22 protein-coding genes and 1 other RNA gene are annotated in these 23,540 nt (G+C 53.5%); 10 read left to right on the top strand and 13 right to left on the bottom strand.

Annotated features, from left to right (window positions below; genetic code table 11):
- Positions 1-45 precede the first annotated feature (45 nt).
- Positions 46-1,476 carry an alpha/beta fold hydrolase gene (locus tag ACO2Q8_RS24780; protein ID WP_423347571.1) on the top strand — a complete coding sequence of 477 codons (1,431 nt, stop codon included), beginning with the start codon at positions 46-48 and terminating at the stop codon, positions 1,474-1,476.
- A gap of 35 nt (positions 1,477-1,511) precedes the next feature.
- On the opposite strand, the gene ACO2Q8_RS24775 is transcribed toward ACO2Q8_RS24780, so the two are convergent.
- Complete coding sequence (locus tag ACO2Q8_RS24775; RefSeq protein ID WP_423347570.1) at positions 1,512-2,747, bottom strand: DEAD/DEAH box helicase; 1,236 nt, start codon at positions 2,745-2,747, stop codon at positions 1,512-1,514.
- 147 nt (positions 2,748-2,894) lie between these two features.
- The gene (locus ACO2Q8_RS24770; RefSeq protein ID WP_423347569.1) at positions 2,895-3,287 is read right to left on the bottom strand and encodes a DUF3244 domain-containing protein; all 393 of its coding nucleotides are present in this window, start codon (positions 3,285-3,287) and stop codon (positions 2,895-2,897) included.
- Positions 3,288-3,791: 504 nt separating this feature from the next.
- Here ACO2Q8_RS24770 and ACO2Q8_RS24765 point away from each other — a divergent pair.
- Together ACO2Q8_RS24765 and ACO2Q8_RS24760 are read left to right on the top strand one after the other, a co-directional pair.
- Positions 3,792-5,912, top strand: coding sequence for a M3 family metallopeptidase (locus ACO2Q8_RS24765; RefSeq protein WP_423347568.1), 2,121 nt, complete (start codon positions 3,792-3,794; stop codon positions 5,910-5,912).
- Between the two features lie 76 nt (positions 5,913-5,988).
- On the top strand, positions 5,989-6,951 hold the full coding sequence (locus ACO2Q8_RS24760; protein WP_423347567.1) for a hypothetical protein: 963 nt from the start codon (positions 5,989-5,991) through the stop codon (positions 6,949-6,951).
- 11 nt (positions 6,952-6,962) lie between these two features.
- On the opposite strand, the gene ACO2Q8_RS24755 is transcribed toward ACO2Q8_RS24760, so the two are convergent.
- The 3 genes from ACO2Q8_RS24755 to ACO2Q8_RS24745 form a co-directional block, all read right to left on the bottom strand.
- Positions 6,963-7,478, bottom strand: a complete 516-nt coding sequence (locus tag ACO2Q8_RS24755) for a DUF6155 family protein (protein ID WP_423347566.1) — start codon at positions 7,476-7,478, stop codon at positions 6,963-6,965.
- 93 nt (positions 7,479-7,571) lie between these two features.
- Positions 7,572-7,868: a nucleotidyltransferase family protein gene (locus ACO2Q8_RS24750; protein WP_423347565.1), complete on the bottom strand. Its 297-nt coding sequence runs from the start codon at positions 7,866-7,868 to the stop codon at positions 7,572-7,574.
- A gap of 59 nt (positions 7,869-7,927) precedes the next feature.
- Positions 7,928-8,965 (bottom strand): hypothetical protein, encoded by a 1,038-nt coding sequence (locus ACO2Q8_RS24745; protein ID WP_423347564.1) that lies wholly within the window; start codon positions 8,963-8,965, stop codon positions 7,928-7,930.
- Positions 8,966-9,073: 108 nt separating this feature from the next.
- Here ACO2Q8_RS24745 and ACO2Q8_RS24740 point away from each other — a divergent pair, with 108 nt between their 5' ends.
- A complete protein-coding gene (locus tag ACO2Q8_RS24740; RefSeq protein WP_423347563.1) occupies positions 9,074-9,994 on the top strand; it encodes an aspartate carbamoyltransferase catalytic subunit in 921 nt (306 codons plus the stop codon).
- Positions 9,995-10,155: 161 nt separating this feature from the next.
- The gene (locus ACO2Q8_RS24735; protein WP_423347562.1) at positions 10,156-10,749 is read left to right on the top strand and encodes a Uma2 family endonuclease; all 594 of its coding nucleotides are present in this window, start codon (positions 10,156-10,158) and stop codon (positions 10,747-10,749) included.
- A gap of 4 nt (positions 10,750-10,753) precedes the next feature.
- Here ACO2Q8_RS24735 and ACO2Q8_RS24730 read toward each other — a convergent pair whose 3' ends face one another.
- Genes ACO2Q8_RS24730 through ACO2Q8_RS24710 form a run of 5 tightly spaced genes read right to left on the bottom strand, consistent with a single transcriptional unit; the run spans position 10,754 to position 16,270 of the window.
- Complete coding sequence (locus ACO2Q8_RS24730; protein ID WP_423347561.1) at positions 10,754-11,065, bottom strand: AtuA-related protein; 312 nt, start codon at positions 11,063-11,065, stop codon at positions 10,754-10,756.
- On the bottom strand, positions 11,062-12,384 hold the full coding sequence (locus ACO2Q8_RS24725; RefSeq protein ID WP_423347560.1) for an acyclic terpene utilization AtuA family protein: 1,323 nt from the start codon (positions 12,382-12,384) through the stop codon (positions 11,062-11,064). Before ACO2Q8_RS24725 ends, ACO2Q8_RS24730 begins: the two co-directional genes overlap by 4 nt.
- Positions 12,381-13,676, bottom strand: coding sequence for a CitMHS family transporter (locus ACO2Q8_RS24720; protein WP_423347559.1), 1,296 nt, complete (start codon positions 13,674-13,676; stop codon positions 12,381-12,383). Before ACO2Q8_RS24720 ends, ACO2Q8_RS24725 begins: the two co-directional genes overlap by 4 nt.
- Positions 13,677-13,693: 17 nt before the next feature.
- Complete coding sequence (locus tag ACO2Q8_RS24715) at positions 13,694-15,331, bottom strand: carboxylesterase/lipase family protein (protein WP_423347558.1); 1,638 nt, start codon at positions 15,329-15,331, stop codon at positions 13,694-13,696.
- Positions 15,332-15,367: 36 nt separating this feature from the next.
- Entirely contained in the window at positions 15,368-16,270 is a 903-nt protein-coding gene (locus ACO2Q8_RS24710; RefSeq protein WP_423347557.1) for an alpha/beta hydrolase, read from the bottom strand.
- A gap of 140 nt (positions 16,271-16,410) precedes the next feature.
- Between ACO2Q8_RS24710 and ACO2Q8_RS24705 the strand changes: the two genes are divergently transcribed.
- The gene (locus ACO2Q8_RS24705) at positions 16,411-17,145 is read left to right on the top strand and encodes an NUDIX hydrolase (protein WP_423347556.1); all 735 of its coding nucleotides are present in this window, start codon (positions 16,411-16,413) and stop codon (positions 17,143-17,145) included.
- A 19-nt stretch (positions 17,146-17,164) separates the two neighbouring features.
- On the opposite strand, the gene ACO2Q8_RS24700 is transcribed toward ACO2Q8_RS24705, so the two are convergent.
- Together ACO2Q8_RS24700 and ACO2Q8_RS24695 are read right to left on the bottom strand one after the other, a co-directional pair.
- The gene (locus ACO2Q8_RS24700; RefSeq protein ID WP_423347555.1) at positions 17,165-18,367 is read right to left on the bottom strand and encodes an FAD-dependent oxidoreductase; all 1,203 of its coding nucleotides are present in this window, start codon (positions 18,365-18,367) and stop codon (positions 17,165-17,167) included.
- 169 nt (positions 18,368-18,536) lie between these two features.
- Positions 18,537-20,081, bottom strand: a complete 1,545-nt coding sequence (locus ACO2Q8_RS24695) for an alpha-amylase family glycosyl hydrolase (protein WP_423347554.1) — start codon at positions 20,079-20,081, stop codon at positions 18,537-18,539.
- A gap of 354 nt (positions 20,082-20,435) precedes the next feature.
- On the opposite strand from ACO2Q8_RS24695, the gene ACO2Q8_RS24690 reads away from it, so the two are divergent.
- The 4 genes from ACO2Q8_RS24690 (at position 20,436) to ACO2Q8_RS24675 (ending at position 23,133) form a co-directional block, all read left to right on the top strand.
- On the top strand, positions 20,436-21,017 hold the full coding sequence (locus ACO2Q8_RS24690; RefSeq protein ID WP_423347553.1) for a DUF2911 domain-containing protein: 582 nt from the start codon (positions 20,436-20,438) through the stop codon (positions 21,015-21,017).
- Between the two features lie 32 nt (positions 21,018-21,049).
- Positions 21,050-21,268, top strand: a complete 219-nt coding sequence (locus tag ACO2Q8_RS24685; protein WP_423347552.1) for a hypothetical protein — start codon at positions 21,050-21,052, stop codon at positions 21,266-21,268.
- Positions 21,258-21,593 carry a type II toxin-antitoxin system RelE/ParE family toxin gene (locus tag ACO2Q8_RS24680; RefSeq protein ID WP_423347551.1) on the top strand — a complete coding sequence of 112 codons (336 nt, stop codon included), beginning with the start codon at positions 21,258-21,260 and terminating at the stop codon, positions 21,591-21,593. The genes ACO2Q8_RS24685 and ACO2Q8_RS24680 overlap by 11 nt, the downstream gene beginning before the upstream one ends.
- Before the next feature lie 622 nt (positions 21,594-22,215).
- Positions 22,216-23,133 carry an STM4504/CBY_0614 family protein gene (locus tag ACO2Q8_RS24675; protein ID WP_423347550.1) on the top strand — a complete coding sequence of 306 codons (918 nt, stop codon included), beginning with the start codon at positions 22,216-22,218 and terminating at the stop codon, positions 23,131-23,133.
- A 34-nt stretch (positions 23,134-23,167) separates the two neighbouring features.
- Here ACO2Q8_RS24675 and ssrA read toward each other — a convergent pair.
- Positions 23,168-23,539, bottom strand: a transfer-messenger RNA (tmRNA) gene (gene ssrA, locus ACO2Q8_RS24670).
- Between the last annotated feature and the right edge of the window lies 1 nt (position 23,540).

Here is a 23,540-nt window from a genome sequence, read left to right as displayed (position 1 = left end):
CTCCCGTTGTTTTGTAATCAATTACATCACAACAGCACCACTACAATGAACACCCGCCTGATCTGGAAGTGGCTGGCTTTGTGCCAGTTCGTTATTGGTATGGCCTACGCACAGCCCGGCATCGTCCGCCCGCTGGAGCCCTGCGCCTGCCCGGTTCCGATTGACAGCAGCTTTCGTACGCGTTGCGCCTATTTGATTGTTCCCGAAAACCGGGCGAAGAAAAACGGGAAAACCATCAAACTTCCTTTCGTGCTGGTGGAGAGCAAAAATCCGAACAAAAAGAAAGACCCGCTGCTGTTCACCGGCGGAGGGCCGGGGGCCAGTTCGTTGGGTTGGGCCAGAGGAGCTTCGCGCTCACCCCTCATCGACGATCGGGATTGCATTGCCTTCGAACAACGCGGAACCCGCTACGCCCTGCCCCATCTGTCAAGTCCTGAACTGGATGAGGCCATCAAAGAATCGTACCGAAAAAACCTCAACAAAGACAGCATGATGGTGGTCGGCGTTAAACGGTACAAAAAAGCACTGGAAAACCGGGGCATCGATCTTTCAGGGTACAATACGGATGAAACCGTGTCGGACCTCCACGACCTGATTGCCACCTTGCGGCTCGATTCGGTCAATCTGGCCGGGGGTTCCTACAGCGGAGGGCTCATGCTAGCGGTGCTACGGAAAGATCCGTCCCGCATCCGGTCACTCATTCTGGATTCTCCCCTGCCAAACTTTGTCCCGATTGATGAGGACGAACCGGCTAATTTCAACGAATCGCTCAACATCCTGTTCGAACGCGTCGCCCGGGACTCGACCGACAAAGCGGTTTACGGAAATTTGAAAGAACGGTTTCAGCGGTATTTTACGTCCATCGGCACGAAAACGTTTTCGATTCCGTACCTGGAAAAGGGCACGAAGGACACCGTTCGGATTCAATACACCCGCAGTGATTTATTGGGAATTATCGTGAATACCAACCTGAGACGACTTCCGCTGGTCATTACCGACCTGATCAACGGCAATCATTACCCGTACATCAAACGGCTACTCGATCGCACATTCGAGTACGGCAACGGTCCGTCGGGCATGCGTCTGTCGGTGTATTGCGCGGACCAAACCGCCTATCACAGTGAAAAAGTGGGCCAGCAACTCTACGATGCGTTTCCGTACTTGAAAGGCTACCACATCAACGACGTTTACCAGGAACTGTGCGATTGCTGGAAGGTTCCGCCCATCAAACCGGAAACCAAGCAGCCTTTATACTCCAACAAACCGGCGCTACTGGCGGATGGTGAACTGGATAACGCCTGCCGCCCGCTGTATATCGACAGGATTCATCACTACATGCCCAACAGTCAGCGGCTATTGTTCCGGAATGAAGGACACGGTGTCGGAGGTGAAGACATGACCCGTTTCATGCAACAGTTTCTGGAAAATCCGTACCGAAAACTAAGCTCGACTAAACCGGAAATTGTGGTTTATTGAAGATTCCGAATGAGATCGGCCGCCCTTGGCATCTTTTACTTCTTCTTTCGCTTCTTCCGCCCTTTCTCCAACTCCTCGGCTTCCTGCATCAGCGCTTTCAGGTCAAACTTGGCGTCGTCGCTGGTGTCGACGGTTTCTTCGTACACTTCCGGATCGATGGACACCACCTTGATCGGCTTCGTTAAAAACTGCTCGATCTCGTCCAGCATCGGTTTTTCTTCCGGGCTGCAAAACGAAAAGGCCTGGCCCTTCTGCGTGCCCCGGCCCGTCCGGCCGACGCGGTGGACGTAGTTTTCGGGCTGCTCCGGCAAGTCGTAGTTGATGACGTAATCCACGTTCGGAATATCGATGCCGCGCGCACTAACATCCGTGGCAATCAGCACTTTGACGACCCCGGTCCGGAACTGGTTGAGCACCTGCAACCGGTCGCGCTGCTCCTTGTCGCCGTGGATGGTCTGGCTCACAATACTGACCCGCTCCAGGGCTTTCAGCACCCGCTCGGCCCGCACTTTGGTCCGCACAAACACCAGAATTTTGCTGTCGGGATGCTCCTTGATCATCCGTTCCAGAAAAAACCGCTTGTCGTCCATGCCGACAAACACCACCGAATGGTCGATGTTTTTCGCCACCGGGTCTTTCGGCGAAATCTGAATCCGGATGGCGTTGTGCACCAGCGAATAAGCCAGCTTTTTGATTTTCTCGTTGATCGTGGCCGAAAAAAACAGCGTTTGCCGCTTGCGGGGCAAAAACCGTATCACGTCCTGAATATCCTTGATAAAGCCCAGGTCGAGCATGTGGTCGGCTTCGTCCAGAATCAGGAACTCGACGCGCTGAAACCGGATGTAGCCTTGGCTCACCAGATCGAACATCCGGCCGGGCGTGGCAATCAGAATATCAAGGCCCGCTTCCAGTTGTGCAATCTGCGGCCCCTGCTCGACGCCACCAAAGACGCAAAAGACCTTCAAACCGGTATGCCGGGCAATCTGCTCAAACACGCCCGCAATCTGGAGCGCCAGTTCGCGGGTTGGCACCATCACCAGGCACTTGATGCCGTCGGCCCGGCGCGCGTTCCGGCGTTCGTATAGCATGCTAACCACCGGAATGGCAAAAGCTGCGGTTTTGCCGGTACCAGTTTGGGCAATCGCCAGCACATCCTCCCCTTTCAGAATCGGCGGAATCGACTTGAACTGAATGTCGGTCGGTTTCCTGAAGCCCAGATCGGCCAGGTTTCGCTTGATTTCGGCCGGAATCGAATAATCGTCAAATTTCATACTCCCTTGCGTTAACCGACCAACAAGACCGGTCGCTTGTTCCATACTGCGAATTAGGAGAATATTTCGCAGAAACGTTCGGCACTACACAAAAAACCACCCCCGACGCGCAAGGGTGGTTTCCCAGTTAACCTAAAAAGCACTTTTTTATTTTGTGGAGGTATTCAGGACAACCATCCGAATCGGCTCGTTTACAGGCTTTGTCGCCAGATTGACCTGTTTCCGAATGCTGCCTTTTGAAGACTTAAATTCCAGTTCATACGCACCATCGGCCAGGTTCTTCATGTCCAGCCGGACCGCATACTTCAGTTCTTTTTTCATAACGAAATCCTGGAAAACGATTTCGTTTTGCGCGTTGCGCAAAAGTACCGCCACCGGTTCCGGTGCCGACTTTTCGATGGCCACGCGGATTTTGTTGTCGGACGTTACATACGCACTGGCGTCGAAGGGCAGTACTTTTTGGGGAGCCGCAGGGTCGTTGCTCAGGGGGGCGCTCATCAGGGCAGCCGTACAGATCAGATTACTCAGGATGTTAAACATGGTGTTCGTTGTTTAGTATTTGTTGTTGTTAAGTAAAATTCAAGTTGTTGTTTACGTGTTCGCTTACTCTTAATCCAAACGCCGTGCCATTGCCCACAAAAATCATAACTTACTGATAATCAGAAATAATTTTTTTGTATTTTAAAGTACACTTGTCCGGGATCGTACAGTTGCTGTTCGCTGGCGGACAAAACCGGACGGTTTTCATCCAGGCAGCAAGTTGTCTTTTTCTGAGATGCACTTCGTTTTGGACAGGACAAAGTAAATCAGAGACCGCCCTGTTACTCAACATGCTACGCCCTGAACCGGCAAAATTTGCAGATAGAACCGACAGGATGCGGTTTGGACTATCGTACCCACGGACCGCCGGGCGGCCCCGTTCAGTCCGTGAGTTGCTAGTTACTCAATGTGATAGCTAACACTCACGGACTAAAGTCCGTGGGTACGTTGCCTTTCGCGGCACGATTCCGTACTTTTGAATCCCTTCATCTTCACAATTTCTTTATGAAAAGTCTCCTTACCCTGCTGGTATCGACTATGTTTTTGACCGCCATTGCGCCAACCTACGGGCAGTCTTCCGCCGACAACCCGTTTTTCAGCGCGTATAAAACCCCTTTCGGCGTACCGGCTTTTGACAAAATCCGGCCCGAACATTTCGAACCGGCGTTCGACGAGGGCATCAAACAGCAATCTGCCGAGATCGCCAACATCGTCAACCAGAAAGCGACCCCGACCTTTGGCAATACCATTGAAGCTTTGGAAGCCAGCGGGGAGCTACTCAGCCGGACCAGTACGGTTTTCTTTAACCTCAACAGCGCCAACACCAGCGATGCGCTTCAGAAAATCGCCCAGGCCGTTGCGCCTAAACTGGCGAAAAACGGCGACGACATTGCCCTGAACCCGGCCCTGTTCCAACGCGTGAAAACCGTCTACGACCAGCGTGCGAAACTGAAGCTGACGCCCGAGCAGCAGCGGTTGCTCGAAAAAACGTATAAGAACTTTGTGCGGGGCGGAGCGGCCCTGACGGCCGAGAAGCAGGAGCGTCTGCGGAAGATCAACGCCGAGTTGTCGGTTCTGACGCTCAAATTCGGGCAAAACCTGCTGGCCGAAAACAACGCCTACACGCTGGTAATTGATAAACCCGAAGACCTCAGCGGTCTGCCTGCTTCGCTCGTGAACGCAGCCGCCGACGAAGCCAAAAAGCGTAATCAGCAAGGCAAGTGGGTTTTTACGCTCCAAAATCCGAGCATTATGCCGTTTTTGCAGTATGCCGACAACCGGGCACTCCGGGAGCAGATCTTCAAGGCGTACCTGGAACGCGGCAACCACAACGACGCCCGCGACAACAAAGGACTGATGGCGAGCCTGGTGAAACTCCGGGCCGAAAAAGCGCAGTTGCTTGGCTACGCCAACCACGCAGCTTTTGTGCTCGAAGAAAGCATGGCCTCGACCCCGGCCAAAGTCAGCGAACTGCTTAATCAGCTCTGGGCTGCGGCCCAACCCGTGACCAAGCAGGAAGCTGCCGAGTTGCAGGCGCTGATGGACAAGGAGGGCAAAAACGAGAAGCTGGCGAGCTGGGACTGGCGGTATTATGCCGAGAAGCTCCGCAAACAGAAATACGCCCTCGATGGCGAACAACTCCGCCCCTACTTCTCGCTCGAAAATGTCCGCGACGGTATTTTTATGCTCACCAACCGGCTCTACGGCCTGCGTTTCGAGCCCCGGAAGGATCTGCCGGTTTACCACGAGGAAGTATTGGGCTACGAGGTTAAAGAAGCCGACGGACGGCATGTGGGCATTCTGTATATGGATTTCCACCCGCGCGCCAGCAAACGCGGAGGAGCCTGGATGACCAGCTACCGGCGGCAGGAAGTACAGAACGGCCAGAAAATCGCGCCGGTGGTGTCGATTGTTTGTAACTTTTCCCGCCCATCGGGCAACACCCCGGCCCTGCTTAGTCTGGAAGAAACCCGGACGTTCTTCCACGAATTCGGCCACGCCCTGCACGGGCTGCTGTCCAACGTAACGTACGGCAGTTTGTCGGGCACGTCGGTGCCGCGTGATTTTGTGGAGTTGCCCTCACAGATCATGGAAAACTGGTCGCAGGAAGCGCAGATGCTGAAACTGTACGCCAAACACTACCAGACCGGCGAGGTGATTCCGGATGCGTTTATCGAGAAAATCAACCGCAGCAGCCTGTTCAACCAGGGCTTCGAAACCACCGAATACCTCGCGGCTTCGCTGCTCGACATGGACTACCACACGCTGACACCCGACCAAATGCCCACCGACGTGCTGGCGTTTGAAAAGCAGTCGATGGATAAAATCGGGTTGATCGAGCAGATTCCCCCCCGCTATCGGAGCACCTATTTCCAGCATGTTTTCGCGGGCGGTTACTCGGCCGGTTATTACAGTTACATCTGGTCGGCCGTGCTGGATGCCGATGCGTTTGAGGTATTCAAACAAAAGGGTCTTTTCGACGCCCAATCGGCCCAATCGTTCCGGAAAAACGTGCTCGAACGCGGAGGCACCGAGGAGCCAATGACGCTGTACAAGAAATTCCGGGGTGCCGAACCCGACATCAAACCGCTGCTCCGTCGCCGGGGCCTGCTGAGAGACTTGTAGTACCACGAACTGACAGTCCGTGGGAGTTTAATTTCCCAAAAAACAAAATCACGGACTGACAGTCCGTGGTACAGGTATGACAAAATTCCTCCTGACCCTATTGGCAGCCGTTTCCCTGTTGGCCGCTACGTTTGACGACGTTCCGCAGACGCAGATCGGCAACGAATCCGTCCGGGCAACGCTTTATTTACCCGATCCGGAAACCGGGTATTACCGGGGCACCCGGTTCGACTGGGCCGGGGTGATTGCCAGTCTGGAGTACAAAGGCCATACGTATTTCGGGCAATGGTTTCCGCAGTACGACCCATTCCTGCACGACGCCATCATCGGGCCGGTCGAAGCCTTTGATCCGCTGGGGTACGACCAGGCCAAACCGGGCGAGTTGTTTGTCAAGATTGGCGTGGGCAGCCTGCGGAAGATTGATAATGATCCGTATAAGTTCGTCGCGCCGTATCAGCATGTCGACAAGGGCAAGTGGTCGGTGCAGAAAAAAAGCGATCAGGTGCGGTTTACGCATGTATTGACCGATGCCGCCGGGTATTCCTATGAATACGAAAAAACCGTGAAGCTGACCAAAGGCAAGCCGGAGCTGGTGCTGGAACACCGGCTGAAAAATACCGGGAAGCAGCGCATCGAAACGGCGGTTTACAACCACAACTTCCTCGTTCTGGATCAGCAACCGTCGGGGCCGGATTTCCGGGTACGGTTTCCGTTTGCCATCAAACCCACCGGCGATTTGAAAGATATTCTGGCCAGTACGAGCCAGGAACTGACATTTGCCCGCCCGCTGCAAAACCGGGAAAGCATTTACACCCTGATTGAAGGCTACAGTTCCGATGCCAGCGATTATGATATTCGGGTAGAAAACACCAAAACCGGCGCGGGTGTCCGGATTCGGTCCGACCGGCCGCTGTCGAAACTGGCGTTCTGGTCGAATCCAAAAAACCTCTCACCCGAGCCGTTCATCGCCGTCAACGTAGAGCCGGGAAAAGCGTTTACCTGGAAAATCATGTACGAGTTTTACACGCTCAAGCCTTAAAACCGCCCGCTTTAGTTGAAGTATTTCTGCGTCAAATCGCGCATGGTGTAGCTGAATCCCCAGCCGATGTGCCGGGTTTGCTCCTGAATCATCAGGCCGCGCTCCCGAAAATGATCATGAAGTTTGTGCGTTTCGATGAGCTTTAGGGCTTCCTCGTAGGCGGTTTCGGTGGAGGCATAAAACCGGTCGTCGATGTCGCCGTAGGAATTGGTAAACTGCACGGCCAGTTCGACCCGGTAGAGAAGCAGATCAGCCACATCGAACGGGAAAACCGAGATTTTCTTGAAATCACTGATGATTTTCCGGACTTCCGATGCCTTCGGATCGCCGTAGCCCCGCGTCGGGAAAAACAGTTTTTTGAGTTTGGTTTTGTACTCGGCCAGCAACGCGCCCTGTTGTTTGCTATCACCCAGGTCCATCTCGTAATACGCCTTGACCTCCCTGAATTTTTTGGTCAGCTTCAGGATTTCGTCTACCAATTCGTCGTGCGTGAGGGATTGCAGGTGTTTTTTGAGGGATGCGGGCATTGGTATAACTTTTCTATTGTCGCAGGTCAGTCAGGATTTGGGTAATCTGAATTGGCTTCCAGAACGTGCTCAAGCCGTGCTATATCGCCGAGTTCAGGCTTCATAAATCAGCACTTTTTCCTGATCAATACGTGTTTTTAAATATGGAGAAAGCGCATCTGTGCTAACCAGATCAACTTTGCGGCCCAACAACGCTTCGAGCCCTTCCATCATCTTAATATACTCAATCAATCCAATAAGTTGTGAAGAATCCAGCTCAATTAAAATATCTACATCACTCGTTGAGGAAGCCTCATTTCTTGCGACAGACCCAAATAGGTAGGCTTTCCGAACGGGTTTGTCCCGAAAATAAGGGGCAACAGTGGAAGCAATAGCAGCGGATGTTAGCATGGCAGCATTGTTTATACAAAGTTAGCAGAGAAAATTACCGTAAAAACAATGATCCATCACTACTTATCAACCCGCTTCAAAAACGTCTTCCACCCGACCACCCCGAAAAGCAGCCAGAAAAAAACCGGCACCACCAGCGTCCAGTAGTCGCCGGGGTAAGTGGCTGACATGGCGTCGTCCTGTCCGGCATTATACAAAACCGCTAACCGGTCGGTGGGCTTTACGGTTTCATAGTCGTCTTCCGTAATGGGAATGGTTCGTTCGCCCTGTGGAAACCGGCAGGTGGCCTGGTACGTGTAACTTTTGAAAACCGTACTCCGCGTACTCCGGCCGACGCGGTGGCGGTCGGTCTTCAAAACCGGTACGTCCATCGGTTGCCCGCTGGCTTTCAGTTTGCCGTAATACCGGAAATACTCTACCGCATCGTAACTAAAAAACACGGCGACTCCAAACAATACGACAACTAACACCAGCCGGGCGACGGATTGCAGAAACGTCCAGCCGGTCAGGGAGACGATGAACCCTCCGGCAAAAAAGAAGAGCGAGGTGATCACCACCAGCAACCCCGCCAGCAATTTGTTTTCCGTACTGAAATCACTGGCAGACGACCAGCGAATCAGCCTTGAGGTGCTCCGGTCGGGCTTTGGCTCCGCATGTTGCTGCCGAAATTCATCCAATTCAGGATGGTACAACAGCCTAACCCGGTCGCCGGAACCCACCCAGGCCGTATCCATGACGTAACGGGTCATATACGTTTTCTGATGATAAGGAAAGGTAACATAAGCGACATTCCCGAAGGCATCCCGCCAGGAACGTTGCTCCAGTTCAGCCGTGGCCAGCCGCACTTCTATTGGCCGCCCTTCCCGTAAAAACCGGTTTTGCGTGTGTTCTTCCTGATAAAAATAGCCCAGCAGCCAGGCCGCAACGGCCAGGATGGCGATGAGCACCAGCGAAGCCACCAACCGGTACAATCGGCCCAGAAACGTAAACAGATCGCGCAGCATGAACAGCAACGGAGAAGGTCTACCAGAAAGGTAGGCGGTTTTAACGACAGAAGCAGGGGTCTGCCAGCGGTTTTGTGTAAACGGCTGATTCACCGGCAATCCGGTTTTTACAACAACGGAAATCGGGACAAATCAACTTCGGATTTGAAAACCGACGCAGCGAAACCTATCTTTGTCAAACTTTTCCTCCTGATTCGCGCCATGCAACAACTCAGCGTCCGACACCTGCTGGGCATTAAGAACCTGACCGAGAACGACATTCAACTCATTTTAGGAACGGCTCGCGAGTTCAAAGACGTCATCAACCGACCGATCAAGAAAGTACCGTCGCTGCGCGATATTACCATTGCCAACGTTTTTTTTGAAAATTCGACCCGCACCCGGCTCTCGTTCGAGCTGGCCGAAAAACGGCTGTCAGCCGATGTGGTCAACTTTTCGGCTTCGGGCAGTTCGGTCAAAAAAGGCGAGACGCTGCTCGACACGGTCAACAACATTCTGGCGATGAAGGTCGATATGATCGTCATGCGGCACAGCAGCCCCGGCGCTCCGCACTACCTCTCGGACCGGATTCCGGCCAACGTCGTCAACGCCGGTGACGGCACGCACGAACACCCGACCCAGGCGCTGCTCGACTCGTTTTCAATTCAGGACAAACTGGGCAATGTGGCCGGGAAACGCGTGGCCATCATTGGCGACATTCTGCACTCCCGCGTGGCGCTGTCGAATATTTTCTGCCTGCAAAAACAGGGGGCCGAAGTGATGGTTTGCGGCCCGACGACGCTGATTCCCAAACACATCGACCAACTCGGCGTGAAAGTGAGCCACGACGTGCGTGAGGCTCTCAACTGGTGCGACGTGGCCAACGTGCTGCGAATTCAACTCGAACGACAGCAGATCAAGTATTTTCCGTCGCTACGCGAATATTCCCTCTACTACGGCATCACCAAAAAAATGCTCGACGAGCTCGACCGACCCATCGTGCTGATGCACCCCGGCCCGATCAACCGGGGTGTCGAACTGACGTCCGATGCCGCCGATTCGCACCACAGCATCATCCTGGATCAGGTCGAAAACGGCGTGGCTGTCCGGATGGCGGTTTTGTACCTGCTGGCGCAGATGTAACGTAGCCATGGAATAACGTACCCACGGACCGCCGGGCGGCCCCGTTTAGTCCGTGTGAGTTGGTCTTATCATCCAGATTAAATAACCTCCAAAACACGGACTAAACGGGGCCGCCCGGCGGTCCGTGGGTACGTGTTATCTTTGGGAAAAGGCCATATCCTATGATTGCCGACATCCAGACTTCCGACCACCTGACACTCCACCCGCCCCGTCAACATCAATTTGACGACGCGTATTTTTTTGACTTATGTCAGGCCAACCGCGATCTGCGTCTCGAACGGGATGCCGACGGAAACATCATTCTTATGCCCCCCACCGGATCAGAAACAGGACGTTACAATGCCGATTTGCTCATTGAAGTTGGTATCTGGAACCGTAAAACCAAGCTGGGTTACGTGTTCGATTCATCAACCTGTTTTACGCTGCCGAATTCGGCGGTTCGGTCGCCGGATGTAGCCTGGATTCGGAAAGACCGCTGGGAGCAGTTGCCGGAAGCGAAGCAGGAGAAATTTGCCCCGATTTGCCCGGACTTTGTGCTGGAAATCCGCTCGAAAACCGACTCGCTGGCGACGTTGAAGGCCAAAATGGAAGAATACCGCGACAACGGCTGCCAACTTGGCTGGCTCATCGACCGGATTGATCAGCAACTTTATATTTTCCGCTCAGACGGATCGGTGGAAATCCGGACGGAGAAATCGGCGGTTTTGTCGGGCGAGGCAGTGCTGCCCGGCTTTGAAATGACCATCCAGTCGTAGCCTTTTAAACCACAATCTCCATTTCCAGCAGGGCATAACTCAGGCTTTTGCCGTGGGGATCGACCGCCAGCGAGGTAGTGACGCCACCCAGCAACGCCTGCTGACAAACAAAGTGCAAAGCCGGTAAAAGTGGTAATTCATACCGGATGATCTCGCCCTGCACGATGTCACGAAGGTGATGCCCGACGGCTTCGGCAGTTACCCGGTCGCGCAGCAGCTCGTAGTCTTCACTTCGGTACGGAATGAGCGACAGCGTCAGCGTGTTGCCTTTGTCGCCCGCCCGGCTGTGGGCCAGGTCATACAATTTAACGTTCATGGGTGAAATAGCGTTAGCTGTGCCTGGACGCGGTCGCGCGGCAGGAGCGTTGACACGATGCCCACCACGTCGTGAATAAACTTGCGGGCTCCTCCGCCCCCGGCTGGCCCGTTGGTGTACAGCGCTTCCACCTCCTCGCCCACGCGGGCGGCTTGCTGGGCCGTAGTGGCCCGGCCCGCTATCCGCAGCCGGATTTCGTATGGTTCCGGCAAGGCTTCAAATGTTGTCCGATGAACCGAGTTGCTTCCTACGTAGTCAAGCTGTAGTTCGGGAAATGCCTCCCGCAGACGTTCCTGAACAATCGAACCGGCCAGTTGAGCACGTGCCAGCGCATTCGAACCGGCGTAGGAAATCTCGCCCTCACCAATATATCCCGCATCATAGCCTACGCTTACCTTCAGGGTTTCGGGTCGGGTTGTGCCGCGTCCGCCCGTTGCCTTGACCTGATCGGGGCCGGTTTCGTCGATCCGCACGGCGGTAAAATCAGCCGTCACATCGGGAGTCAGATACCGGCCGGGGTCCATGACTTCGTACAGCAGTTGCTCTTTAGCCGTAGCCGCACTCAGGCGTCCGCCCGTACCGGCCACCTTCCCGAAAAAGGCCGTGCCATCGGCGAAAACGTCGGCGAAGGGATGGCCCAGGTGGGCAAGGTCCGGAACCGGTTTTCGGGCCGGATCGGCAAAATAACCGCCGGTCAGTTGTCCGGCGCATTCGAGGAGATGCCCCACGACGGTTCCCTGTCCAATCCGGTCCGCATCGTCCAGCGACCAGCCCAATTCGTACACCAGCGGGGCAACGAACAGCGAGGGATCGGCGACCCGGCCGGTCAGGATGATGGTCGCGTCGGTGGCCAGTGCGGGTAAAATGGCCTCCGCACCCAGGTAGGCATTGGCCGAAATCAGCGGACCGGAATCCGCCAGCGGTTTTCCGGTTTCCAGGCTGATTTCTTCGCCGGAAAGCTGATCGAACACATCATCACCGGTCACCACCGCGACGGTAACCGGCAGGTTTAACCGCCGGGCTATCTCCATGATTTTCTGCGCCCCCGCCAGCGGATTGGCGGCTCCCATGTTGGTGATCAGCCGAACGTGGTTCGCCAGCAGATGCGGCAGCAGGCTTTCGATCCGGCGTTCGAGCAGCGGATCATATCCGGCCGTGGGGTCCTGCCGTTTGCGTTTCTGCGCCAGCGCGATGGTGCGTTCGGCCAGACATTCCAGAACGAGGTAATCAAGATGCCCGTGCTGCGCCAGGATGACGGCGGGTTCCTGCCGATCGCCGGAAAAACCGGCTCCGCATCCGATCCGGATTTTGTCTTTCATAGATGAATCGAGCCGGTTAACAAGGCCGCCAGCGTCATGACGAGCGTCGTGCCGAAAGCCCATTTCAGGGTAAATTTCTGGTGATCGCCCAGGTCCACCTCGGCCAATCCAACCAGCAGAAAGGTTGAAGCCGTCAGCGGACTTACCGGAAAACCGACAGTCATCTGGCCCAGCAAAGCCGCCCGCCCGATTTCGAGGGGATCGATGCCGAACTGGGTAGCGGTCTGACTCAGGATCGGCACCACCCCGAAATAATAGGCATCGGGCGTGAACAGCAAACTGGCGGGCATACTCGTCAGGGCCGTCAGCGTGGGCAACCAACTCGCGTGTTGTTGCGGAATGAGCGAAACCAGCGAGGTCGCCATCGCGTCGATCATCTTCGAGCCAGTCAGGATACCGGAAAAAACACCGGCGGCAAAGATCATTCCCGATACCATAAAGATGTTGTTGCCGTGGTTGCGCAGGACGGTTTGCTGATCCGACAACCGGGGGTAATTGATCAGGAGCGCCCCCGCACTGGCGACCACGAACAGCGCAGGTGTCGGAACCCAGCCTTTCATCAGCGTGATAATCAGAGCGATCGTCAGCGCGGCATTAATCCAGACGAACCGGGGCCGCCGAAGCGCCCGTTGCTGTTCGGTCAGATTTTCGTGGTGGACGTAGTGCAAATCGAGCACCCCGAGACGCTTGCGTTCCTGCAAACCAAACCGGTAGGCCACCAGCAACACCCAGGCCATCCCGGCCAGGATAGCCGGGATGTTGGGATTGAATAGTTGGGTGGCATCGGTTTTCAGGGTCGAGAGTGCCCGGGCCGAGGTACCCGACCACGGCACCAAATGCAACGGCCCAACGCTCAGCGCCACCACGCCAGATAGAATCAGCCGGTTAATCTTTAGTTGGCGGTAAATGGGCAAAAATGCCGATAGCACAATCATGAACGTGGCCGTTCCGTCGCCGTCGAGGTGGACAATCATCGTCAGTAGGGCCGTGCCGACAATCACCTTCAGCGGATCGCCTTTGACGTAGCGAATGATGCCCCCGATGATCGGATCGAACAAACCGGCATCGAGCATGGTGGCAAAATACAAAACCGCAAACATGAGCAGAATACCCGTCGGAGCTACTTGTTTGATTCCGGCCAGGATCATCTCGCCCAACTCCTTTGGACTGAATCCGGCCAGGATTCCCATGACCAACGGCACCAGAACGAGGGCCGTCAGAACCGATAACCGCTTGGTGATGATCAGGAGCAGGAAAAGGCCGATGGTGGCAAAGCCCAGAAGCGCTAGCATGGCGGAGTCAGCAACGATTACAACATGATCGGTGGCCCAATGGCCAGCAGGGCCTTGTCGTGGTGGTATTTCTCCACACACTGATTGTCAAATAACATCGTGGCCCCGTTGGCGGGTGTGTACTTCTGCCAGGTGGGCAGGCCCTTGTGGTTCGGGTTGCCGTTGCGGGCAAAGTTGATCCAGGCCTGACTCATCTTGTCGGCCAGGTCGTAAGCGGCTTTTCCGCCCCCGGTCATCTCCTCGCAGCGGGCAATGTTGTTGAACGCGAAGGGAATCTCGATGCAGTGAAGCGCCTTGTAGCGGCCGTCCAACACCGGCGACTGCCAGGTGAACAGGTACATATACACCGGCGCCGGCGACGTAGCTTTAACGTCGGCCATTTTGATGGCGCTCCGCCGGAACATCCCGTCGACATCGATCAGGTCCGAGGGGCGGGTGTCGTTCGGGTACGCTTTTTTAACGGCTGCCAAATATGAATCGGTCTGGTCGCCATACTGTTTTTGCAAAAAGCTTCGGGCATCTTCCGGCGTCATGGTGTCACCGTTCGGCAGGCGTAGCGAGGCCATAAATTCATTTTTTGTCGAGCCAATCAGGAGCGGAACCGTACTCGAAATCGACTGAGCGGCCGGGTCAGTGGGCTGGTAGGGCAGCAAACCGCCATCCAGCGTTGGCCCCCACATGAAGCCGAAAACCGTCAGCGGTTTGCCCTCCGCTTTCAGTTGTTCCTGTACTTTGTTCACGGCCTTTTTCCCGGCAGCGGCCAGTTTCTCGAACGGCACCTTCTGAATCTCGTCCACCTGCGCGGGTTGAATGCCCAGTTCGTCGAGCACGGCCGCGCTCACCCGCTTCGTCACCGCCTGCTCGTGAAAGCTCAGACCCAAACCGCCACTCTGGATGATCGCCTTGTGGAACAGGCCCTTGGCCGAAGGTGTATACAGCAGCGTGTTTACCTTGCCGCCCCCGCCCGACTGCCCGAAGATGGTCACGTTGTTGGGGTCACCGCCGAAGTTGGCGATGTTGGCCTTCACCCACTGCAAAGCCGCCACTAGGTCCATAATGCTCGTATTCGGCGAGGCTTTGTACTTCTCGCCGTAAGCCGACAAATCAAGAAAACCGAGAATATTCAACCGGTGATTAACCGAAACCAGCACCACATCGCCTTTTTTGCTGATATTCTCGCCATCGTACGACGGCAGTTCCTGCGACGAACCGGCGGTGTGCCCACCGCCGTGCAGCCAAACCATCACGGGCCGCTTTTTCGAGTCGTTTACGCCCGCCGACCAGACGTTCAGCCGCAGGCAGTCTTCGTTGGGATAGCCCCAGTCGTGGTGGAACACAAATTCTGATTCATCGTGCACCGTGGTCGTGGGGTCCATCAGCGGACAAACCGGGCCGTAGCTCATCGAACTCCGGACGCCCGTCCACGCATCCGGTTTGGTTGGAGCCATAAACCGCTCCGCTTTCGCGTACGGAATGCCTTTGAAAGTAAACGTACCATTGTGAACGTAGCCACGCACTTTACCGGATTCAGTTTGGACAACGGCCACGTCTTTGCCTGTCATGATCGGCAGGGCCGCGCTTTTCGGCGCTTGTCCCACACTCCGAAGAGGCAGGACAAGCACTGAAGCGGCCAGCAGAAGAACACTGGTTTTCATCGAGGTTGGTATAAAGAGATTGGTAAGAAGCTACGGTTATTGATTAATTTCAGAAACGAACACGCCATTGGCTTTCAGAATTTTACTGAAAAACAACACCTGATACGGCAGGGCATTTTCCCAGTACTCCCAGGTATGGGCTCCGGGCCGCTCGGTGTAGTCGTGGGACGTTTTATTCTCGACCAACCGGCGGTGTAACTCCCGGTTGCCTTCGATCAGAAAATCGTCCACGCCAATGTCGAAAATCAACGGCAAGTTGTTGGCTTTCAGCCGATCAGCCAGCGTCACCATCGTGTAGCCGGGATACGGCGTGTCTCCTTCTTTCGGTGGGCCAAGTAGTTTGGCAAAGTTTTCGGCGCGGGACCGGGCAAATTCGGCCGGAACTTTCCAGGTGGCCGTGTTGATATTCATGACGCCACTCATGCTACCGGCGGCCGCGTATAGTTCGGGGTGGCGGCTGGAAATGAACATCGCTCCGTGCCCCCCCATCGACAAACCCGCAATGACCCGGCCTTTGCGGTCGCGGACGGTGCGGTAGGTATTGTCGATTTTTTCGATCAACTCGCTGGAAACGAACGTTTCAAACTGGCTGGTGGCTACCAGCGGGCTGTCGAAATAATAGCTGGTCGGGTCGCCGTCGGGCGTTACGATGATGAGGTTGTATTGGTCGGCCAGCCGATGCAGCAGCGTTTTATCGGGCGTTTTGGTCAGCCAGTCGCGGAAACTGCCCGAACCGCCGTGGAGCAGGTACAAAACCGGAAATACCCGGGCGGTTTTCCGCGCCTTTTTGCTTTCATACTGCTCCGGCAGAACAATCGCTGCACGCAGCGTTCGCTTCATGGCCGCACTGGGCACATCGAGGGTATCGACTTTGGCCCCCAGCGCCATGACCGCAAGAGCCTGTAAGGAAAACCAGACAAAAAACCGCTTAAGATTCATATAAGATTCACAATCGATCATGAAAAGCGCCATTGTTCCCAAACGGGCAAATTCCTGCCAAACGATTTGTAGCTTTGCGTCAAAAGTACAGAAAGATTCAATACGTAGTAAGTACGCAATGAAATTTTTTGAACCATTTTATGAAAGAATATAATCATCCGGCGGTTCGGTATTTTCAGGAGGTGTCAGCGCAGTGTATCCACTACCTGTCGATCGACGGCGTGATTTTCGGTTTTCACCAGAACCAACTGAAGGTCTTGCTGCTGCGCTGGAAAGAAACTGACGCGTGGAGTTTGCCAGGCGGTTTTATTCGTAAACTGGAATCGGTCGATGATGCGGCCCAGCGGATTGTGCGCGAACGAACGGGGTTGGATGCCTTGTATCTCCAGCAATTTCATGTATTCGGGCAAACCGTTCGCTACGATCAAGACGCCACCTGGCGCACCATCAACCTGCCGCTGGAAGGCATTCAATGGTCGGAACGAACGATTTCCATCGGCTATTACGCGCTCGTCGAATATTCGAAAGTCGTCCCTACGCCCGATTTGCTAACCGACGAATGCCGCTGGTGGAATCTGGAAGAACTCCCCACGTTGCTCTTTGACCACAACCACATCATCGCGGTTGCGCTGGCATCGCTGCGTAAAAATCTGGACGACCAGCCCATCAACCACCTGCTCCCCGAGACATTCACCATCCCCGAACTCCAGCGGTTGTGCGAAACCATCCTCGGCCATGCGCTCGATGGCCGCAACTTTTACAAAAAAGTGATGGCATCCGGCCGACTCGAACGACTCGCCGAACGAAGGCAGGGAACGCCCCACAAAGCCCCGTTTCTCTACCGGTTTTTGCCCTCCGGCCAACAAGTGGAGTAGGTTCACGAGTAACCGGTTCTCAGGCGGTTTGGCGCTCCCAATTGACCTTGTAGGCCAGTACCGGTTCAGCGGATTTGGCACCCATTCGGATGAAAAAGGGCAGCAGCCGATCACGCAGCCAGATCGCCACCGGATTGCTCAGCGCTTTGCTGTTGCCGGTCCGGCGGGCTTGCCGAACGATCTTTTCAACCCGCTCCTTTCGCAACTGTACAAACGTGGCAAAGGCGGTTTCGGTATCCAGCGAATCGCGCAAGCAGCGGGCCAGCACGGCCGCATCTTCGAGCGCCAGCGACGCCCCCTGACCCGAATGCGGGGAGGTGGCATGGGCGGCATCCCCGATCAGGCAAACCGGTCCTTTGTGCCAGGACGGTAACGAAGGCAGGTCGTAAACGGGCCATTTGCCGATTTCGCCCGGCGTCGCCTGAATAATTTCGGCAATAAAAGCCGGATCGGTGGCGTGGTGGTGCAGGAGTTGTTGCCGCCAGTCGTGATCAGACAAGGCATTCAGCTCCTGCCGGGTCGGTTCGGCAGGACGGGGGATGTTGCTAAACCAGTATACTTCGCCGTCTGATTTAGGAATATAACCGAAAAACGCTTTGCGGCCGAAGATCATCTGCATGGCCCCGGAAGTTGACAGGCCGGGCGGACATTGGGCAAATCCGCCACAATCGATCAGGCCGGTATAGACGGGTTGGGGTGCCCGTGGAAATATCAATTGCCGGGTTCGGGAGTGAATTCCGTCGCATCCGACTAGAAAGGTGCCTGCGGCTTCTGAACCATCTTCAAACTTCGCCACAATGCCCTGAAAACCGCCCGGTTGAAGTCCGGTTATTTTTTTTCCCCAATGGATCGGGATATTCCGGCGAACCGCTTCGTCGCGCAGGATGCGTTGCAACTGCCCCCGTTTGATCACGACGTTTCGGCTCCCGAAGCGCTCTTCTTCGTCCTCGCTTTCCAACTGAGCCAACAGCTTGCCTCTGCCGTTGAAAAAGTCCATTCCGGCCGAATGAAAACCGGCGACCGAAAGCCATTGATCCAGCTCCAGCGTTTTCAGGATATTGACGCCGTTGGGTGCCAGATTCAGAAAAGCACCCGCTTCATCGCGGGGAGCTGTCTGCGCTTCGTAAATTTCCGATTCGATACCGGCTTCCTGTAGAAAAAGTGCCATGACCGGCCCAGCAATTCCGCAACCGATAATCAGGGCTTTCCGGGTTGTTCTCATGTCTCGTTCCGTCAGCGTTGATAGGCAAACGTAACAACATCAAGCCCGGTTGACCCGTTTTTTTTCGTGAACCGGCGGTTTTAAACGACGAGGGAGCAATTCAGGCCGATCGACCGGTGCCCGAAAGGTGTAGGCCGGAGTGCCACTCCGGCCTACAGTAGTTACAGCTCTACTCCAGCACCACGCAGCCGTAGCCCGGCACGCGCACGTTGCCGCCCTTGACCATCCGGGCACTGCCGATCGTGTCGAGCACGATTTTGCGGCCCTCGGCAGCTTCCTGCGGATAAATCAGTACTTCCGTACCGCGTTTGGCCAAATTGTGCAATACCAGCACCGACCGCTGGCCCGAGCGCCGAACAAAGGCCAGCACGGTTTTGTGCTGAATGCCACTGGCTTCCAATTGGCTGAGGTTATCGTTCAAAACCGGATGGCTGTTTCGAAAATGAATCAGGCGTTTGTAATGGTTGTAAAGCGACTGCGGATCGGCTTGCTGCTGCGCCAGGGGCGTTACGGTTGCGTCGGTCGAATACGTGGCCCGACGCCAGCGACTGCGGTTTTTATCGTTTTTTCGGACATCCCACAAAAACGGTTCCCGAATATTTTCGTCGGGTTTGGCTCCGAGCATGCCGATTTCTTCGCCGTAATAAATGTAAGGATTGCCGGGAAGCGTCAACAACAAGTTAGCCGCTACTTTCAGGTGGCTCAGGTTTCCGTTCAGCACGCTGCCGATGCGACTCTGGTCGTGGTTGGTCAGCATGATAGCATCGATGAATTGCGGGTTGACCTGCGCAAAAACCGTGTGGTTGTGGAGCAGCATCGGAATAATTCCGGCCGTATCGCGCTCCTTGCCAATAATTTCCTGCAAAGCCAGACTTAGATCGAAGTTGAAATTGGCTTTTAGCCCCCGGAAATAGGGCGCAATCCGCTCGGCCCGCGTCCAGACTTCGCCAACGGTGTAGGCACCCGGTTTGACCGACTCCATTTCCCGCCCGAACTCTTCCCAGAACTGGTGATTTTTGGGTTCTTCCCAATCCGGGTAGATGTGCCGGGCGGCATCCAGCCGAAAACCGTCGACGCCGACCTCGGTCAGCCAGAACTTCCCGGCTTTGTAGATTTCAGCCCGAACGGCCGGGTTATCGTAGTTCAGGTCGGGCATACCGCTCCAGAACAAAGCATAGTATTTTTCGGAAAACGGTGCACCCGGTACGCGATGCCAGGGATTTCGCTCCTGGGAATCGGCCGTGATTTCGCGGGTGGCAATGTTGAGCGAATTGATTTCCTGCTGGCTCATCCAGACGTACCAGTCGTGGTAGGGGTTGTCCTTGCTTTTGCAGGCTTCCACAAACCACGGATGCTGGCGGCTGGTGTGGTTGATCACAAAATCCAAAATGACTTTGATGCCACGCTGGTGGGCTTCGCGGATCAGTCGCCGGAAGTCGTCCAGCGTGCCGTATTCGGAGGCAATGCCGTAATAGTCCGTGACATCGTACATGTGGTAACTCGGCGACGGGTTGATCGGCATCAGCCAAATCGCCGAAACGCCGAGGTCCCGCAGGTAATCCAGCTTGGAGGTAACCCCGTTCAGATCGCCAATGCCGTCGCCGTTCGAATCGCAGAAGGCCCGGACAAAAATTTCGTAGTGAACGCCCGTGTGGCCCGTAATGGCCTGAGAGCTAGTCGGTAAGTTCGTAGAAGTGGCTACATCAGCAACCATAAATGCAATATGTGGTTCAGGTTGGTAAACGCCCGGCCCCGGTCAGGAGTTTGTAAAGACGCATTTTTCCGCAAATCTGACAAGAAAATCCACAAATAAACCAAAGTTTCCCAGCAGACTATCGATCCCCAACCCCGCAGGGTTTAACTTCTGATAACCCCGGATGCAATCCGGGGGAGGGCACGATCCGGGGAGGCTGCGATCCGGGGGCGTGTGCAAGCACCTATCTCCGGTAAGGAATCCTGTCTCATCACTCGAAGCATTGGCAGGTATAATCGAAAACCCGCTTGGGGGTTCGGAAAAAAATCCGAAGAATGCTATCTTTCTGCCCTACCCTTCTGCTTCAAAAACCGCATGAAAAAAACCGCCTTTTTCGTTTGCTTTCTTTTCCTGGCCCTGACCGGGGCTCAGGCTCAATCGTTTACCTTCCGGGGTCTCGACAAATCCCCGATGGACATGGCCTACTACCCCGACGATTACGCCCACGACCGCAAGTTTGCGCCCGCCAAAATCGGCACCGACAAGGCCATGATCCGGATTACCTACAGCCGTCCGGCGAAGAACGGGCGGGAAATTTTCGGGACGAAACTGGCTCCCTACGGCAAACCCTGGCGGGCGGGTGCCAACGAAGCCCCGGAGATCAAATTTTACCAGGACGTGACGTTCGGCGACAAGAAGATCAAGGCCGGAACCTACGCCCTGCTCGCCATTCCGACCGAAACCGAGTGGACGATCATCCTCAGTTCCGACGTGGACCAGTGGGGTGCCTACAGTTACAACGAAGCCCTCGATGTCGCCCGGGTGACCGTGCCGGTGCAGAAATCCGACAGTTTGATTGAGAATTTCTCGATTCAGTTTGTCAAAAAAGACGCCAAAACCGCCACCATGTATTTGGGCTGGGACACGGTGCTGGTGGCCGTGCCGGTGGGGTTGTGATACAATTCGTCTAAAATTAGTATCTTGCTTGTATGAAAATCGTCCTGGACATACCGGAAAATAAAGTCGGCTTCATGATGGAGTTGTTGCGTAGTCTTTCGTTCGTAAAAACCAAGCCCCTGCCCGTCGGCATTTCTGACGAGAAAGCCCTCTTCCTGGCAGAATTTGAGGAATCAGTTGACGAGTTGAACGACGTGCTCGCGGGTAAAACACAAGCCCGAAACGCTTTCGATTTGCTGGATGAGTTATGACATCAAAAGCTTACCTACGTTTGACCGGCAGGCCAAACGGCTGGCTAAAAAATACCCCTCGCTGAGCACAGACTTACGAATATTATTCGATTCTCTACGGGGCGAACCTACCCAGGGAGCGGCTTTAGGGAAAGGCTGTTATAAAGTTCGCATGGCAATCGCCAGTAAAAAACAGGGAAAATCAGGCGGTGCGCGGGTCATCACTTTTGTGAAAGTAGTTCAGGAAGCGGTTTATCTGTTAGCGATTTATGACAAATCGGAGAAAGAAGATTTAGCACCCGGTGAACTGGATACGTATCTGGAATTGATTAACGACTCAGCCTAAGCTTCTTCAAAATCGTTTTAGCAACTGATAGCCGGTGTAGAAATCAGACCGCGTAAATTGAGAATTTCTCGATTCAATTTGCCAAAAAAGATGCAAAAACCGCCACGATGTATTTGGGCTGGGACACGGTGCTTGTGACCTTGCCGGTGGGGTTGTAGATTAGTCAATCGGAGGCAAAGTTATTTATATGTCTCTGATTGATTCAGATAACCGGTATTCATATTCCTGTGGAGTTGTATGAAAAGCAAAGTTGATTTTGAAGCTGAGTTAGCTGAAATTCAGAAAAGCACAGCAAAAACCTTAAACTTTTTAAAGGTAAACGGTTTTGAACTTCACCTCGACGAATGGTTAACCATCTCTGAATACGGAAAAAAGTACGGTTTGGATTCTCACGTAGTCACAAACTGGATTCGCCGGGGTACGATCCCGAAAGACTGTGTGGTAGAAATTCCGAAATTCAACAACATTCGGATGGTTAAGGATCGGGCTTATCGGTGAATAACACCCTTGCATTATTAATATTAAACTATACACTCCACGCTGTTATCTTCATAAAATATATACTCATTAAATTTCATAAAGTTTATCAATTCAACCATTACTAAAAACATAATGTAAAGATATGCCAATATTTGATCTATATTCAAGACGTCAAAAGAGACTTAATAGTGAACCTTTTGAGGTATACATATATAATGAAATTCCAAAGAATTTAAGAGTTCAAATCATACATATTCTTACAGACCTAATTGGCAATGGAAGATTTGTAAATGACCTAAGTGACATTTATGAGCTGATTCACAATACACTTTGCAGAGAATATGGATTATTTTATTTAGGAGATCCTCACGAAAATTACTTAACTAGGCTTATTGAATTTATTACTGACACAAAGGAGATAGAAGAAATATTAGATGTGATTGAAGTTTCTTTCCACTACACATTAGAAGCTTATGACTATGATTCTAATTTCATGTATCATGTAAATGCGAAAATAGAATTACCAAACGCAATCGAAGAACTAAATCTTAGGTTTAAAGAAAATGGTATTGGCTACAGTTATGAAAAAGGCCAGATCCTTCGAATTGATTCAAAATATATCCACTCAGAAGTAACCAAACCACTACTTTCATTATTATCAAATAAAAAATTCGAAGGCGCAAACGAGGAATATCTAAATGCTCATGAGCACTATAGAAATGGCAAGAATAAAGAATGCTTAAATGATTGCCTTAAAGCTTTTGAAAGCACATTAAAAGTGATATGTACAGAGAAAGGGTGGAAATATGATCAAACCGACACAGCACGAAAACTAATTCAAATTTGTTTTCAAAATAACTTAGTTCCTACTTTTACACAGAATCAGTTCTCATCGCTCCAAAATTTGCTCGAAAGCGGAATCCCAACAATTAGAAATAAACTTGGAGGACATGGTCAAGGACAAGTCCCTCAAAAAGTTGATGATGAAATGACTAGATATGGTCTGAATTTGACAGGGACAAACATTATTTTTTTAATTGAGCAAAGTGGAATAAAATAAAAAACCGCTCCCGGTTTCAGGAGCGGTTTTTTGTTAGTGGAGACGCAGGGAGTCGAACCCTGGTCCAGACAAGGAAACCGTCGTGCTTTCTACATGCTTAGATGCGATTGGGATTGTCGGGAATCGGTCAGGCTCGCATCAGGCCAAACCTCATCCGTAGGTGCTTGTGTCTTACCCGGTCGTTAACACCATAAACCGGGCCAGTACTGCGAGTCGATGCCCCCTGATCCAGCCAGCAGCACAGAGGCCGGGGAGACAATGGCTAAATGCTAATCCTCCGGATTAAGCAGCCATGGCGTAGTTATATTCGCCAGTTATTGTTTGAAGGTTTGTTATACAGGAAATGCCCTCAACTCCCGACATGCTTACACGCAGCCTCAACAAGCTGTCAATTCCGGTCGTCCCCA

The organism is Larkinella sp. VNQ87, assembly GCF_049445795.1.
Lineage (GTDB): Bacteria > Bacteroidota > Bacteroidia > Cytophagales > Spirosomataceae > Larkinella.
This window is presented reverse-complemented; position numbering and strand designations above follow the sequence as displayed.

Bases quoted from the DNA above. Each gene is read 5' to 3' on its own strand.
- ACO2Q8_RS24720 (WP_423347559.1), bottom strand. From the start codon at position 13,676: ATGCTAGCGCTTCTGGGCTTTGCCACCATCGGCCTTTTCCTGCTCCTG.
- ACO2Q8_RS24775 (WP_423347570.1), bottom strand. From the start codon at position 2,747: ATGAAATTTGACGATTATTCGATTCCGGCCGAAATCAAGCGAAACCTG.
- ACO2Q8_RS24725 (WP_423347560.1), bottom strand. From the start codon at position 12,384: ATGAAAGACAAAATCCGGATCGGATGCGGAGCCGGTTTTTCCGGCGAT.
- ACO2Q8_RS24730 (WP_423347561.1), bottom strand. From the start codon at position 11,065: ATGAACGTTAAATTGTATGACCTGGCCCACAGCCGGGCGGGCGACAAA.
- ACO2Q8_RS24750 (WP_423347565.1), bottom strand. From the start codon at position 7,868: ATGCTAACATCCGCTGCTATTGCTTCCACTGTTGCCCCTTATTTTCGG.
- ACO2Q8_RS24715 (WP_423347558.1), bottom strand. From the start codon at position 15,331: ATGAAAACCAGTGTTCTTCTGCTGGCCGCTTCAGTGCTTGTCCTGCCT.
- ACO2Q8_RS24770 (WP_423347569.1), bottom strand. From the start codon at position 3,287: ATGTTTAACATCCTGAGTAATCTGATCTGTACGGCTGCCCTGATGAGC.
- ACO2Q8_RS24685 (WP_423347552.1), top strand. From the start codon at position 21,050: ATGAAAATCGTCCTGGACATACCGGAAAATAAAGTCGGCTTCATGATG.
- ACO2Q8_RS24705 (WP_423347556.1), top strand. From the start codon at position 16,411: ATGAAAGAATATAATCATCCGGCGGTTCGGTATTTTCAGGAGGTGTCA.
- ACO2Q8_RS24700 (WP_423347555.1), bottom strand. From the start codon at position 18,367: ATGAGAACAACCCGGAAAGCCCTGATTATCGGTTGCGGAATTGCTGGG.
- ACO2Q8_RS24675 (WP_423347550.1), top strand. From the start codon at position 22,216: ATGCCAATATTTGATCTATATTCAAGACGTCAAAAGAGACTTAATAGT.
- ACO2Q8_RS24760 (WP_423347567.1), top strand. From the start codon at position 5,989: ATGACAAAATTCCTCCTGACCCTATTGGCAGCCGTTTCCCTGTTGGCC.
- ACO2Q8_RS24780 (WP_423347571.1), top strand. From the start codon at position 46: ATGAACACCCGCCTGATCTGGAAGTGGCTGGCTTTGTGCCAGTTCGTT.
- ACO2Q8_RS24680 (WP_423347551.1), top strand. From the start codon at position 21,258: ATGAGTTATGACATCAAAAGCTTACCTACGTTTGACCGGCAGGCCAAA.
- ACO2Q8_RS24735 (WP_423347562.1), top strand. From the start codon at position 10,156: ATGATTGCCGACATCCAGACTTCCGACCACCTGACACTCCACCCGCCC.
- ACO2Q8_RS24690 (WP_423347553.1), top strand. From the start codon at position 20,436: ATGAAAAAAACCGCCTTTTTCGTTTGCTTTCTTTTCCTGGCCCTGACC.
- ACO2Q8_RS24710 (WP_423347557.1), bottom strand. From the start codon at position 16,270: ATGAATCTTAAGCGGTTTTTTGTCTGGTTTTCCTTACAGGCTCTTGCG.
- ACO2Q8_RS24755 (WP_423347566.1), bottom strand. From the start codon at position 7,478: ATGCCCGCATCCCTCAAAAAACACCTGCAATCCCTCACGCACGACGAA.
- ACO2Q8_RS24740 (WP_423347563.1), top strand. From the start codon at position 9,074: ATGCAACAACTCAGCGTCCGACACCTGCTGGGCATTAAGAACCTGACC.
- ACO2Q8_RS24695 (WP_423347554.1), bottom strand. From the start codon at position 20,081: ATGGTTGCTGATGTAGCCACTTCTACGAACTTACCGACTAGCTCTCAG.
- ACO2Q8_RS24765 (WP_423347568.1), top strand. From the start codon at position 3,792: ATGAAAAGTCTCCTTACCCTGCTGGTATCGACTATGTTTTTGACCGCC.